The organism is Pseudomonas medicaginis (assembly GCF_965119365.1).
Classification (GTDB): Bacteria; Pseudomonadota; Gammaproteobacteria; order Pseudomonadales; family Pseudomonadaceae; genus Aquipseudomonas.
Map to the genome: position 1 here is coordinate 2,108,138 of NZ_OZ221631.1, position 14,081 is coordinate 2,122,218.

Genomic DNA, 14,081 nt, shown 5'->3' on the forward strand with positions numbered 1-14,081 from the left:
TATGAGCATGCAACAACGCATCGAATCGACGCTCGGGCTGTTGCAGCCCGAGCACTTGCAAGTGCTGGATGAAAGCCACATGCACAGCCGTGGCCAGCAGACCCACTTCAAGGCCGTGGTGGTCAGCCAGCAGTTCGAAGGGCTCAATCGCGTCAAGCGTCACCAGAAGGTCTACGGCACGCTGGGCGAGCTGATGGGTGAATTCCATGCGTTGGCGCTGCACACCTACACGCCCGAGGAATGGGCCCGGATCGACGCCGCCCCGGCTTCGCCGACCTGTGCCGGTGGTAGCAAGCACTGATTTGCCGGGGGGCACTGCTGCTGGTGAGGGTTTTATCTGTGGCGAGGGGATTTATCCCCGTTGGGCTGCGAAGCGGCCCTGAAAGCCGTCACCCGGATGTATCAGGCTGATTGCCTGCAGCTGGCTTGGGGTTGCTGCGCAACCCAGCGGGGATAAATACCCTCGCTACAGGAAGGCCTTCGAATCGCAGTCCTGTAACCCACCGGTTTTTGTTAGAATCCGCAACGCGCCGCTCACCCGGCGCGTTTTTTTTCGCATCCGGTTCACCCTTTACGAGGGTAGCCACCTGGAGAAACACCCATGACACAACCCATTGTCGTGGCGGCACTGTATAAGTTCGTCACCCTTGAAGATTACGTCGAACTGCGTGAGCCCCTGCTCAAGGCCATGCTCGACAACGGCATCAAAGGCACGCTGCTGATCGCCGAAGAAGGCATCAACGGCACCGTCTCCGGCACCTGCGAAGGCATCGACGGCTTGCTGGCCTGGCTCAAGAACGATCCGCGCATGATCGACATCGACCATAAAGAGTCGTACTGCGACGAGCAGCCGTTCTACCGCACCAAGGTCAAGCTCAAGAAAGAAATCGTCACCCTTGGCGTCGAAGGCGTGGACCCGAACAAGCAAGTCGGCACCTACGTCGAACCGCAAGACTGGAATGCGCTGATCAGCGATCCGGAAGTGCTGTTGATCGACACCCGCAATGACTACGAAGTGTCCATCGGTACCTTCGAAGGCGCCATCGACCCCAAGACCACCAGCTTTCGCGAGTTCCCGGAGTACATCAAGGCCAACTTCGACCCGGCCAGGCACAAGAAAGTCGCGATGTTCTGCACCGGCGGCATTCGTTGTGAAAAAGCGTCCAGCTACATGCTCGGCCAGGGCTTCGACGAGGTCTATCACCTCAAGGGCGGCATCCTGAAATACCTCGAAGAGGTGCCTCAGGAAGAAACCAAGTGGCGTGGCGACTGCTTCGTGTTCGATAACCGCGTGACCGTTCGCCACGATCTCAGCGAAGGGGACTACGATCAATGTCACGCCTGTCGTACTCCGGTGAGCGTAGAAGACCGCGCTTCGGAGCACTATGTGCCTGGCATCAGTTGCCCCCATTGCTGGGATAAACTGAGCGAGAAAACCCGTCGCAGCGCCATCGACCGGCAGAAGCAGATCGAGCTGGCGAAGGCGCGCAACATGCCGCACCCGATCGGCTACAACTACAAGCAAACATCTTCCGAGGCTTGAACCATGGCGTCACGTCTGCTCTATGTGATGGACCCGATGTGTTCCTGGTGCTGGGGCTTTGCGCCGGTGGCCGAGGCTTTGGTCGAGCAGGCGCACGCCGCAGGTGTGGAGTTGCACCTGGTGGTGGGCGGTTTGCGCACCGGCAGCGGTTCGGCGCTGGAGCCGACCACCCGCCGCTACATCCTTGAGCACTGGCAGGCCGTGACCCAGGCCACCGGCCAACCCTTCAAGCTTGAAGGCGCGCTGCCGGACGGTTTCGTCTACGACACCGAGCCCGCCTGCCGGGCATTGGTGACGGCCCGTAGCCTGGCCCCGGACCTGGCCTGGAAGCTGTTGAAGCTGATCCAGCAGGCGTTTTATGTGCAAGGCCGCGACGTCACCCATGCCAGTGTCCTGGTGGAACTGGCCGAACAGGCCGGCCTGCCACGCATCGAATTCGCCGCAGCCTTTGACCGCGCCGACCAACATGCGGCCACTGCCGCGGATTTCACCTGGGTACAGGACCTGGGCATTGCCGGGTTCCCCACGTTGTTGGCCGAGCGTGACGGCCAGTTGGCGTTGCTGACCAACGGTTACCAGCCCCTGAGCCAGTTGTCGCCGTTGCTCGGCCGCTGGCTGGAGCGCGCGGCCTGTGCCTGAGCGGCCGCCAGACCCATCGGCCTCGCGGCGCATCGACCGGTTGAGCTGGGCGGAAATCCGTCGCCTGGCCCTCAAGCATAGAAAAGCCCTGTGGGTCGCCAACGGCGTGGCCGTGCTGGCGACGCTCTGCAGCGTGCCGATCCCGTTACTGTTACCGCTGCTGGTGGACGAAGTCTTGCTGGGCCATGGCGATGCGGCCCTGACATTCATGAACCATGCGTTGCCCACGGCGTGGCAGAGCTCAGCCGGCTATATCGGGCTGATGTTGCTGGCGACCCTGGCCCTGCGTTGCGGCGCCTTGCTGTTCAACGTGGTGCAGGCGCGGCTGTTCGCCAGGTTGGCCAAGGACATTGTCTATCGCATTCGCATCCGCTTGATCGAACGTCTCAAGCGAATCTCCCTGGGGGAGTACGAAAGCCTGGGCAGCGGCACCGTGGCGGCCCACCTGGTCACCGACCTGGACACCCTCGACAAATTCATCGGCGAAACCCTCAGTCGTTTTCTGGTGGCGATGCTGACCCTGGTGGGCACCGCCGGGATCCTGGTGTGGATGCACTGGGAGCTGGCGTTGCTGATCCTGCTGTTCAACCCGCTGGTGATCTACGCCACGGTGCAATTGGGCAAGCGGGTCAAGCACCTCAAGAAACTGGAGAACGACAGCACCTCGCGCTTCACCCAGGCCTTGACCGAAACCCTGGACGCCATCCAGGAAGTGCGCGCCGGCAACCGCCAGGGCTATTTTCTTGGCCGCTTGGGGGGGCGTGCCAAGGAGGTCCGTGATTACGCCGTGAGTTCGCAGTGGAAAACCGATGCGTCGAATCGCGCCAGTGGTTTGCTGTTCCAGTTCGGCATCGATATTTTCCGTGCGGCGGCGATGCTCACTGTGGTGTTTTCCGACCTGTCCATCGGCCAGATGCTGGCGGTGTTCAGTTACCTCTGGTTCATGATCGGTCCGGTCGAGCAACTGTTGAACTTGCAATATGCCTATTACGCAGCCGGCGGTGCCTTGAACCGGATCAATGAACTGCTGGCCCGGGCCGATGAGCCTCAGTACGCCGGCGGCGTCGATCCGTTCAAGGGCCGTGACACCGTGGGCATCGAGATCCAGGGGTTGAGTTTCGGCTACGGCGAAGAGTTGGTGCTCGACCAGTTGAACCTGTCCATCTCGCCGGGGGAGAAAGTCGCCATCGTCGGGGCCAGCGGCGGCGGCAAGAGCACTCTGGTGCAGTTGCTGCTGGGGCTGTACACGCCGCAGTCGGGCAGCATCCGTTTCGGTGGCGCCACGCAGCAGGAGATCGGCCTGGAAACCATCCGGGAAAATGTTGCAGTGGTGTTGCAGCATCCGGCGCTGTTCAACGACACGGTACGGGCCAACCTCGCCATGGGCCGCGAGTGCAGCGACGATGACTGCTGGCGGGCATTGGCAATCGCCCAGCTCGACGCCACGGTACGGGCGCTGCCCCAGGGCCTGGAAAGCGTAGTCGGGCGTTCGGGGGTGCGATTGTCGGGCGGGCAGCGCCAACGGCTGGCCATCGCCCGCATGGTACTGGCCGACCCGCGGGTGGTCATCCTCGACGAAGCCACCTCGGCATTGGATGCGGCCACCGAGTACAACCTTCACCAGGCCCTGGCGCGTTTTTTGAGCGCGCGCACTACGCTGATCATCGCCCACCGACTCTCGGCGGTGAAACAGGCCGATCGGGTATTGGTGTTCGACGGTGGGCAGATCGCCGAGGACGGCGACCATTTGCAGTTGATTGCCGAGGGAGGCCTGTACGCTCGACTCTACGGTCATTTGCAACAGATACAGCAGCCTTGAGTTTCCGCGGGTTTTCTGCGCTTAGTATCGGAAAAAAAAACAGGCAAACTCGCCGTTTTACCCAAATTCCACGCAAAGTCTGTCGATCTGTTCATCCATTCATTCGATGGGTCGAAAACTAGCCTAGGCTATTGAGTCAGGAGCGGAATTCTGGCGGGTGTTCGTCCGGCAGTACCTGTGTGCAAGGGACCTCATGAAGCAAAAGCAGACTCTCGGAACACCACGGCTGCTGGGCATCGTCTGGCCCTTTATCGCCGTTGTGCTATTTCAGGCATTGCTGGGCGGCGTCAGCCTCTACGTGTTGTCCGCGGTTCGCGGCTATGTGGCGGGGGAGAGTCTCTGGTCCAAGGGCCAGAAAGACGCCATCTATTACCTCAATCTCTATGCCGACAGCCGCGACGAGGCGATTTTCCGCAAATACCGGCAAGCCATCGCCGTACCCGAGGGTGGCCACGAGCTGCGGGTGGCGCTGGACCGCGAACCGCCTGACTTGGAAGCAGCAAGGGCCGGCATCCTCAAGGGCGGCAATCACCCGGACGATGTGTCCAGCGTCATCTGGCTTTATCTGAATTTCCGTCACTTCAGTTACCTGGAAGAAGCCATCGATCTCTGGACGGTGGGCGACGGCTACCTGATCGAACTGGATGACGTCGCCCGGCAGATGCACGCCAGCATTACCGCAGGCCAGGCGTCGGAGGTGGACATCCGCGGCTGGAAGGCGCAGATCTTTGCGATCAACGATTCGGTGACCCCGGCCGCCAAGGCATTCAGTGACGCGCTGGGCGAGGGTTCGCGTTTCATCCTGCGGCTGTTGATGGTGACCAACTTCGCCACCGCCTTGGGGTTGATCGTCCTGGCGCTGTTGCGTACCCACAAACTGCTGGCCCAGCGACAGGTGTTCGCCAATGCGCTGCAGATGGAGAAAGAACGGGCGCAGATTACCCTTCAATCCATCGGCGACGGGGTCATCACCACTGACGTGGAGGGGGGCATCGCCTACATGAACCCCGCCGCCGAGGCGATGACCCATTGGAAGGCCGAACACGCCACGGGCTTGCCCCTGGCCGCGCTGTTCAATTTGCTCGATGACAATGCCCAGACCGAAGGGCTGACCTTGATCGAGCACATCCTCAGCGGTCGGCTCAGCGGCGCCAGCGAACATTCCAAGCTGATCCAGCGCCTGGATGGCAGCACCGTGTCGGTCACCCTGGTGGGCGCGCCGATCCGCCATGCGGGCAAGGTCAGCGGTGCAGTGCTGGTATTGCATGACATGACCCAGGAGCGGCAATACATCGCCAACCTGTCATGGCAAGCCACCCATGATGCCTTGACCGGGCTGGCCAACCGCCGGGAGTTCGAATATCGCCTTGAGCAGGCATTACACAACCTGACTCGCCAGGTCGGGCGCCATGCCTTGATGTTCCTCGACCTGGACCAGTTCAAGCTGGTCAACGACACGTGCGGCCACGCGGCGGGCGACGAGTTGTTGCGGCATATCTGCGCCTTGCTGCAATCAGGGTTGCGGGAAAATGACACCCTGGCCCGGCTGGGCGGCGATGAGTTCGGGATCCTGCTGGAGAACTGTTCGCCGGAGGCCGCGGAAAAGATCGCCGAAGGGCTGCGCCAGACCGTGCAGAACCTGCACTTTGTCTGGAAGGGCCGGCCGTTCGTGACCACCGTGAGCATCGGCCTGGTGCATATCGCCCAGACCCCGACGACCTTGGAGGCGTCCCTGCGGGCCGCCGACATGGCCTGTTATATGGCCAAGGAAAAGGGACGCAACCGGGTCCAGGTCTATCATGCCGACGACTCGGAGTTGTCCCTGCGCTTTGGCGAGATGGCCTGGGTCCAGCGCCTGCACATGGCCCTGGAGGAAAATCGCTTCTGCCTGTACGCCCAGGAAATTGCCGCACTGGGCCCGGGCGATCATGGCGGCGGGCACATTGAAATCCTGTTGCGCCTGCATGACGAAGCCGGGCGGATGATCCTGCCGGACAGCTTCATTCCCGCGGCGGAACGCTACGGCCTGATGACCTCCCTGGACCGTTGGGTGGTGGAGAATGTCTTCAAGATCATCCGCCAGTGCCTGAATGAGTCACAACAGGGTCCCATGGCAATGTGTGCGATTAATCTGTCAGGCACAACTATCGGAGATCAGGCATTCCTCGACTTCCTGCGTAAACAGTTTGCTGCCTACTCGATTCCGCCGGAAATGATTTGTTTTGAAATTACAGAGACCAGCGCTATTTCGAATTTGGGCAGTGCGATCCGCTTTATCAATGAACTCAAGAGCTTGGGATGTTACTTCTCGCTGGATGACTTTTGTGCCGGAATGTCTTCATTCGCTTACCTGAAACATTTACCTGTAGACTTCCTGAAGATCGACGGGAGTTTCGTAAAGGATATGCTGGACGACCCGATTAACCGTGCAATGGTCGAAGTGATCAATCACATCGGCCACGTCATGGGTAAGCGCACGATTGCCGAGTTTGTAGAGACCGCCCAGATCGAGCAGGCATTGCTGGAGATTGGGGTGGATTACGCTCAGGGGTATGTGATCGAACGCCCGCAATTGTTTACCTGCGACACGTTGCAATGTCGGCCGGCCCGGCCTCAGCCGCTGTTATTCAAGGCCCCCGGCACGTTCCGCTGAAACTCTTGTTGATCTGAAAAAATCACAATCAAAAGGAGCCCGACAGTGATCGACACATTCAACCGAACAGGCCCGCTCATGGACGCTACAAGCTATCCGAAATGGGCACAGCAGCTCATTACCGATTGCAGCGAGAGCAAGCGCCGGGTTGTCGAACACGAACTGTATCAGCGCATGCGCGACAACAAGCTCAGCGCCAGGACCATGCGCCACTACCTCATTGGTGGTTGGCCGGTCGTCGAACAGTTCGCCTTATACATGGCACAGAATCTCACCAAGACCCGCTTTGCCCGCCACCCCGGCGAGGACATGGCGCGTCGCTGGCTGATGCGCAACATTCGTGTCGAACTCAACCATGCCGACTACTGGGTCAACTGGAGCGCCGCCCATGGCGTGACCCTGGAAGACCTGCAAGCCCAGCAGGTTCCGCCTGAGCTTCATGCATTGAGCCATTGGTGCTGGCACACCAGTTCCTCGGACGCGTTGATCGTGGCCATCGCCGCGACCAACTATGCCATCGAGGGGGCCACGGGAGAGTGGTCGGCGTTGGTCTGTTCCAGCGGTGTCTACGCGGCCGCCTTCGCCGAGGAAGACCGCAAGCGGGCCATGAAGTGGCTGAAGATGCATGCCCAGTACGACGATGCCCATCCTTGGGAAGCCCTGGAAATCATCTGTACGCTGGCGGGGATGAACCCGAGCAAGGCCCTGCAAACGGAGCTGCGCCAGGCAGTGTGCAAGAGCTATGACTATATGTACCTGTTCCTGGAGCGTTGCATGCAACTGGAGCAGTCGGAGACGGTGAGTAAAACCTCATCCCCCCGTGAGCGCCTGGCACTGGCCGGGAGCTGATTTCTACCGCTACAGCTAGCCACAACCCATGTGGGAGCGAGCTTGCTCGCGAAGAGGTCTGGACAGTCAACGGGGAGGTTGGCAGCCAGATCGCTTTCGCGAGCAAGCTCGCTCCCACAATTGTTTTGGGTGACTGCCGGCTTCAAGTTCACCCCGAACCCACAAGGATGTGGTGTTCTTACATTCTTTCTTTGTTTTCAGCCGGCCATCGCCAGTCGGTTGCGGCCTTCGCGCTTGGCTACGTACAGCGCGCTGTCGGCCCTGCGCAGCAGGCTGTCCGAGGATTCCCCCGGCAACAGGGTGGCGCATCCCAGGCTGACCGTCAGCTCGATCCGGGTGCCTGTCGCGAAGTAATCCTGGGCCTGGGCCGCATAACGCAACCGTTCACCGACCATGGCGGCTGCATCCCGGTTGGTATTGGCCAGCAGGATCAGGAATTCTTCCCCGCCAAACCTGAACACCATGTCCACGTTGCGCAGTTGGCTCTTGATCGACTCGGCCACGGCCTTGAGCACTTCGTCGCCAACGCCGTGGCCATGGCTATCGTTGATGCGCTTGAAATGATCGATATCGAGCATCAGCACCGACAGGGGCTGCGAGTGACGCTTGGCCATGTCGATTTCCCGCATCAGGGTCTGGTCCATGGCGATGCGGTTGCCGGTACCGGTCAGCGGATCGCGCAGGGCACTTTGGGTGGCGGCGCGGTAGAGCAGCGCGTTGCGCAGTGGGTACAGCAGCGTCGACATCACGGATTCGAGATCGCTCTGCTCCGCTTCGGTGAAACGTTGGTTGCGCCGGAATACCAGTTCACCCAGGTGCTCGCCTTCATGGCTGAGGTTGTAGCTGAGGGTGTGATGCCCGCGTTGCCCGAACTCCAGGCGCAGGTCACTGGCTTTGTGCTGATAGGCCAACGCATCCAGAGGCACCAGTCGCTGAATTTCCCGAAAAAACAGGCCCAGGATGCGCTGCGGCTCCAGGCTGGTCTGTAGTTGCTGGTTCAGTTGATGATGCAGTTGCGACAGACTCACGGAGCGTGCCGCAAGCGGCGCTGACTGGGCCAGGCCCAGGCGCTGCAGTTTGGCGCTGTCGAAGTCGATCGCGTTGATCTGGGTGGGGGTTTTCATATGGCGTTAGCCCCTAAGCTAAATCTGTCCCGCAGGTGAGTGTGGCGGCTTTGGGCTGCGCGTCGTACTGGTCCTTCAGTCCCGTAGGACAACTGATCTGAGTTTAGTCCGCTTTCCATGGCAGGCATAAGTCTCGTCTCAACGTCCATTACCTGCCGAACGTGGCATGTTTGAAGAGGTTAGAGCGAAAGTCGTGCCATTCGGTTCATTTCAGTAAAAACAGCTTAGGAATCAATAAATTGACAACAGCATGCGGTCGCTTCCGCGACGTGGGCTTGGCGGTTCGCCTGGTTTGGCATCGACCAGCGCCGGTATCGCGACGGTAAATCGTCGCGATACCGGTTCCTGGCACTATTGCGCGTTGAACGCCTGACCGTTGACGCCGGTGCTGTCCGGGCCCATGAGGTACAGGTAGACCGGCATGATGGCTTCGGGCGTCGGATTGTTGAGCGGGTTTTCTCCCGGATAGGCCTGGGCGCGCATGCTGGTGCGGGTCGCGCCGGGGTTGATGCTGTTGGCGCGCACCGCGGCGACGGTATCGACTTCGTCGGCCAGGGTTTGCATCAGTCCCTCGGTGGCGAACTTGGACACACCGTAGGCGCCCCAGTACGCCCGGCCCTTGCGTCCGACGCTGCTGGAGGTGAACACCACGGACGCATCCTTGGACAGTTTGAGCAGGGGCAGCAAGGTGCTGGTGAGCATGAACATCGCGTTGACGTTGACGTGCATCACGCGCATGAAGTTCTCACCGGACAACTGCTCCAGGGGAGTACGCGGGCCGATGATCGAGGCATTGTGCAGCAAGCCGTCCAGGTGACCGAACTCGGTTTCGATCATCGCCGCCAGTTCATCGTACTGATGAGGCAGTGCGGTTTCGAGGTTGAACGGGATCACCGCCGGTTGCGGATGACCGGCCGCTTCGATTTCATCGTAGACCTGGGTCAGGTTGGCTTCGGTCTTGCCCAGCAGGAGTACGGTGGCACCGTGGGCGGCGTAGGCCTTGGCGGCGGCAGCCCCGATACCGCGACCGGCACCGGTGACCAGGATCACCCGGCCCTGGAGCAGGTCGGGGCGGGCGGAATAATCAAACATAAAAAAACCTCACGAAACATAGCGATGCGTAGTGACGAGCTGTTGTGGCGAGGGGATTTATCCCCGCCGGGTCGCGAAGCGACCCCCTTCGTTTACTTGATTCATCGCGGTGACAGGCAGTTTGTGGAGGCGCTTCGCGCCTCAGCGGGGATAAATCCCCTCGTCACAGGAGCGATACTCGATTTGCCTCAGCAGCCGCACAGCGCGTTATCCAGCACCTCGCGCAGTGCCGAAGGGTGATCGATCACCACGTCCGCGCCCCAGTGCCTGGGGTTGTCGTCCGGGTGGATGTAGCCGTAGGTCACCGCGCAGGTCTTGGTACCGGCGCTGCGTCCGGACTCGATGTCCCGCAGGTCATCGCCCACGAACAGCACGCTGGCCGGATCCAGGTCGAGCATCTTGCACGCCAGGGTCAGCGGTTCCGGGTCGGGCTTGCTGTTCTTCACGTGATCAGGACAGATCAGCACTTTCGAGCGCTCGGCCAGGCCCAGTTGCTGCATGATCGGTTCGGCGAAACGCACCGGCTTGTTGGTGACCACGCCCCAGATCAGGTTGGCCGCTTCGATATCGGCCAGCACCTCGGCCATGCCGTCGAACAAATGGCTGTGGACCGCGCAACCCTTGAGGTAGCGGTCCAGGAACTCCTGGCGCAGTTCCTCGAACCCCGGTGATTCAGGGTCCATGGCAAAGGTCACCGCGACCATCGCCCGGGCACCGCCGGAAATCTCGTCGCGAATGTGCTGGGTGTTCATCGGTGGCAAGCCACGGTCGGCGCGCATGGCCTGGCAGATGGCGATGAAATCCGGCGCGGTGTCGAGCAGCGTGCCGTCCATGTCGAAGAGAACCGCTTTGAGACGCATCGACTTACTCCTCGCGCAGGGTCTGGATCATGTAGTTGACGTCAACGTCGGCGGCCAGCTTGTAGTGCTTGGTCAACGGGTTGTACGTCAGGCCGATGATGTCCTTGACCGTCAGCCCGGCCATGCGGCTCCAGGCGCCCAGTTCGGAAGGGCGGATGAATTTCTTGAAGTCGTGAGTGCCCCGTGGCAACAGCTTCATGATGTATTCGGCACCGATGATGGCGAACAGGTAGGCCTTGGGGTTGCGGTTGATGGTGGAGAAGAACACCTGGCCGCCCGGCTTGACCATGCGGAAGCAGGCGCGGATGACCGAGGACGGATCCGGCACGTGTTCGAGCATTTCCAGGCAGGTGACCACGTCGAATTGGCCGGGCATTTCTTCGGCCAGGGCTTCGGCGGTGATCTGCCGGTATTCCACGCTGACGCCCGACTCCAGCTGATGCAGTTGTGCCACGGCCAGTGGCGCTTCGCCCATGTCGATGCCCATCACCGTCGCCCCGCGCTGGGCCATGGCTTCGCTGAGGATGCCGCCGCCGCAACCGACGTCGAGGACCTTCTTGCCGGCCAGGTTGACCCGTTCGTCAATCCAGTTGACCCGTAGCGGGTTGATGTCGTGCAGGGGCTTGAATTCGCTTTCACGGTCCCACCAGCGATGGGCCAGGGCTTCGAATTTGGCGATTTCGGCGTGGTCGACGTTGCTCATGTGCAGATCCTCGAAAAGCTTGAAAAATCAGGTGCCCCGAGCCGTGGCTCAAGGGGCGTGGTCATTCGTTGTGGCCGCTGATGCGGCGACCCCAGGCCTGGGCCGTGGCGATCAGTGTCGATTCGTCCATGCGGGTCAGCCGGCCATCCTCCAGTAACGGCTTGCCGCCTACCCACAGGTGCTTGACGCAATCGCGGCCGGAGGCATAGATCAGTTGTGACACCGGATCATAGATCGGCTGCTGGGCCAGGCCTGACAGGTCGAAGGCCACGAGATCGGCGGCCTTGCCGACTTCCAGCGAGCCGACCGTCGCTTCGATGCCCAGCGCCCGGGCGCCATTGAGCGTGGCCATGCGCAGCGCCCGGTGGGCATCCAGGGCCGTGGCCGAACCGGCGACGGCCTTGGCCAGCAGGGCGGCGGTGCGGGTTTCGCCGAGCAGGTCCAGGTCATTGTTGCTCGCCGCGCCGTCGGTGCCCAGGGCGACGTTGACACCGGCCTGCCACAGGCGCTCCACCGGGCAGAAACCGCTGGCCAGCTTCAGGTTCGATTCCGGGCAATGGATCACGCTGCAATTGCTTTCTACCAGCAAGGCCAGGTCGTCGTCGCTGATTTGAGTCATGTGCACGGCCTGGAAGCGTGGTCCCAGCAGGCCAAGGCGCCCCAGGCGGGCCATCGGTCGCTCGGCGGTGTTATCCACGGCCTGCTGCACTTCGAAGGCGGTTTCGTGAACGTGCATATGAATGGCCGCGTCCAATTCCTCGGCGATCACGCGGATTTTCTCCAGGTTCTCGTCGCCTACCGTGTAGGGCGCGTGCGGGCCGAATGCGACTTTGATCCGTGGGTGGTGCTTGAGGTCGCCAAACAATTCGATGCCCTGACGAATGGCTTCGTCGGCGCTGGCGGCACCGGGGATCGGGAAATCGAGGATCGCGATGGCGATCTGCGCACGGATCCCGCTGTCGTGGATGCACTCGCTGGCGATCTTGGGGTAGAAATACATGTCGGAAAAGCAGGTGATGCCGCCCTTGATCTGCTCGGCGATGGCCAGGTCGGTGCCGTCGCGGACGAAATCTTCATCGACCCATTTGGCCTCGGCCGGCCAGATGTGCTGTTCCAGCCAGGTCATCAAGGGCAGGTCGTCGGCCAGGCCGCGGAACAAGGTCATGGCGGCGTGGCCGTGGGCGTTGATCAGGCCGGGGCTGAGCAGCATCCCGGGCAGTTCACGGACCTGGGCGGCGTCACACTTCAGGGCTTCTGCCCGTGGGCCGATGAACACGATGCAACCGTCGCGAATGCCCAGGCCGTGATCCTTGAGCACTACACCGGCGGGTTCGACAGGCACCAACCAGGTCGGCAGCAATAATAAGTCGAGCGCAACGGCAGGCTTGGGCATCGTGGAACGGTTCCATGGGGTATAAAGGATGGCGAAGTATACCCGAGCGTCTTCGCGGAGGGATCGCTATAATCGGCGGCTTTTGTTCATGAGTACGGGGTGAAGGATGCGCGATCGACTATTGGCTGCGGAGAAGGTGAAGGCCATCGATTGGCGTGATGGCGTCCTGTACCTGTTGGACCTGCGTGTCTTGCCATTCGAGGAAACCTGGATTGCCTGCACCTGTGTCGCCGATGTGGCCGAGGCCATTGGCTCGAAGGCAGTGCGGGGGGCGCCGGTCATCGGCATCAGTGCGGCGTATGGCGTGGTGCTGGCGGCGCGGGCCCGGATGGCCGAGGGCGGCGATTGGCAAGTGGCGCTGGAGGCCGACTTTGCCTTGCTGACCGAAGCCCGGCCGACGGCGGCGAACCTTTCCTGGGCGCTGGATCGGATGCGTGACCGGCTGGGGCGCTTGAAAGAGCACGCCGAGCCGTTGTCGGTACTCGAAGCCGAAGCCATTGCGATCCATGAGAGCGACCGCGAAGCCAACCTGACCATGGCCCAGTTGGGCGTCGACCTGATCCGCAAGCACCAGGGCAACGCCCAGGCCATCCTCACCCATGGCAACACCGGCGCCCTGGCCACCGGCGGCTTCGGCACGGCGTTGGGCGTCATCCGTGGCGCCTACATCGAAGGCATGGTGGAGCGTGTCTACGCCGATGAAACCCGTCCATGGCTGCATGGCTCGCGCCTGACGGCGTGGGAACTGGCCTGCGAAGGCATCCCGGTGACCCTCAACGCCGATTCCGCCGCTGCCCACATCATGAAGACCAAGGGGGTGACCTGGGTGATCGTCGGTGCCGATTGCATCGCCGCCAATGGCGACGTGGCGAACAAGATCGGCACTTATCAGTTGGCGGTCTGTGCCATGCACCATGGCGTGCGCTTCATGGTCGTGGCGCCGAGTTCGACCATCGACATGAGCCTGGCCAGTGGCGACGATATCCCGGCAGAGGAGCGTGATGGGCGCGAACTGCTGGAAATCGCCGGCAAGGGACTCGACGCGCAGGTAGACGCCTTCAATCCGGTCTTCGACGTTACCCCGGCAGACCTGATCGACGTCATCGTCACGGAAAAGGGCATCGTCGAGCGCCCGGACACCGCCAAGCTGGCGCAGTTGATGTGCCGCAAGCGGTTGCACTGAAGATTTTCATAGGGTGATCTGCCGCCATCGCGAGCAAGCTCGCTCCCACAGTGGATAGGGCGCGTCTGAAATTTCGGACATAAGAATCCCTGTGGGAGCGAGCTTGCTCGCGATGAGGTCTTCAAAAGCAACAAATGCCTTGCATTTTCGCCCTGATTCTCCACCCGCAGCGCTTCTAAGCCCCTCTGGTCCCATATCAGCCTGTCACCGGTCAACTAACTAC

12 protein-coding genes are annotated in these 14,081 nt (G+C 61.4%); 7 read left to right on the plus strand and 5 right to left on the minus strand.

Going from position 1 to position 14,081, the window contains the following annotated elements; all coding sequences use genetic code 11:
* The first annotated feature begins 1 nt into the window (after position 1).
* The 6 genes from ACMTA2_RS09315 to ACMTA2_RS09340 all read left to right on the plus strand — a co-directional run bounded on the left by ACMTA2_RS09315 (position 2) and on the right by ACMTA2_RS09340 (position 7,503).
* A complete protein-coding gene (locus tag ACMTA2_RS09315) occupies positions 2–301 on the plus strand; it encodes a BolA family protein (RefSeq protein WP_413794609.1) in 300 nt (99 codons plus the stop codon).
* Positions 302–601: 300 nt separating this feature from the next.
* Positions 602–1,543 (plus strand): oxygen-dependent tRNA uridine(34) hydroxylase TrhO, encoded by a 942-nt coding sequence (trhO, locus tag ACMTA2_RS09320; RefSeq protein ID WP_413794610.1) that lies wholly within the window; start codon positions 602–604, stop codon positions 1,541–1,543.
* A 36-nt stretch (positions 1,544–1,579) separates the two neighbouring features.
* Complete coding sequence (locus ACMTA2_RS09325; protein WP_413795619.1) at positions 1,580–2,182, plus strand: DsbA family protein; 603 nt, start codon at positions 1,580–1,582, stop codon at positions 2,180–2,182.
* The gene (locus ACMTA2_RS09330; RefSeq protein ID WP_413794611.1) at positions 2,175–4,001 is read left to right on the plus strand and encodes an ABC transporter ATP-binding protein; all 1,827 of its coding nucleotides are present in this window, start codon (positions 2,175–2,177) and stop codon (positions 3,999–4,001) included. The genes ACMTA2_RS09325 and ACMTA2_RS09330 overlap by 8 nt, the downstream gene beginning before the upstream one ends.
* Positions 4,002–4,194: 193 nt before the next feature.
* On the plus strand, positions 4,195–6,654 hold the full coding sequence (locus tag ACMTA2_RS09335) for an EAL domain-containing protein (RefSeq protein ID WP_413794612.1): 2,460 nt from the start codon (positions 4,195–4,197) through the stop codon (positions 6,652–6,654).
* 78 nt (positions 6,655–6,732) lie between these two features.
* Entirely contained in the window at positions 6,733–7,503 is a 771-nt protein-coding gene (locus tag ACMTA2_RS09340; RefSeq protein ID WP_413794613.1) for an iron-containing redox enzyme family protein, read from the plus strand.
* 197 nt (positions 7,504–7,700) lie between these two features.
* Here ACMTA2_RS09340 and ACMTA2_RS09345 read toward each other — a convergent pair whose 3' ends face one another.
* From ACMTA2_RS09345 to ACMTA2_RS09365, 5 genes are all read right to left on the minus strand, one after another.
* Positions 7,701–8,627: a GGDEF domain-containing protein gene (locus tag ACMTA2_RS09345; protein WP_413794614.1), complete on the minus strand. Its 927-nt coding sequence runs from the start codon at positions 8,625–8,627 to the stop codon at positions 7,701–7,703.
* Between the two features lie 351 nt (positions 8,628–8,978).
* On the minus strand, positions 8,979–9,719 hold the full coding sequence (locus ACMTA2_RS09350; protein WP_413794615.1) for a YciK family oxidoreductase: 741 nt from the start codon (positions 9,717–9,719) through the stop codon (positions 8,979–8,981).
* Between the two features lie 188 nt (positions 9,720–9,907).
* Positions 9,908–10,579 carry an N-acetylmuramic acid 6-phosphate phosphatase MupP gene (mupP, locus tag ACMTA2_RS09355; protein WP_413794616.1) on the minus strand — a complete coding sequence of 224 codons (672 nt, stop codon included), beginning with the start codon at positions 10,577–10,579 and terminating at the stop codon, positions 9,908–9,910.
* A gap of 4 nt (positions 10,580–10,583) precedes the next feature.
* Positions 10,584–11,282: a bifunctional 2-polyprenyl-6-hydroxyphenol methylase/3-demethylubiquinol 3-O-methyltransferase UbiG gene (gene ubiG / locus ACMTA2_RS09360; protein WP_123342955.1), complete on the minus strand. Its 699-nt coding sequence runs from the start codon at positions 11,280–11,282 to the stop codon at positions 10,584–10,586.
* 61 nt (positions 11,283–11,343) lie between these two features.
* A complete protein-coding gene (locus ACMTA2_RS09365) occupies positions 11,344–12,675 on the minus strand; it encodes a TRZ/ATZ family hydrolase (RefSeq protein ID WP_413794617.1) in 1,332 nt (443 codons plus the stop codon).
* A 106-nt stretch (positions 12,676–12,781) separates the two neighbouring features.
* On the opposite strand from ACMTA2_RS09365, the gene mtnA reads away from it, so the two are divergent.
* On the plus strand, positions 12,782–13,858 hold the full coding sequence (gene mtnA, locus ACMTA2_RS09370) for an S-methyl-5-thioribose-1-phosphate isomerase (RefSeq protein ID WP_413794618.1): 1,077 nt from the start codon (positions 12,782–12,784) through the stop codon (positions 13,856–13,858).
* The last annotated feature ends 223 nt before the right edge of the window (positions 13,859–14,081 follow it).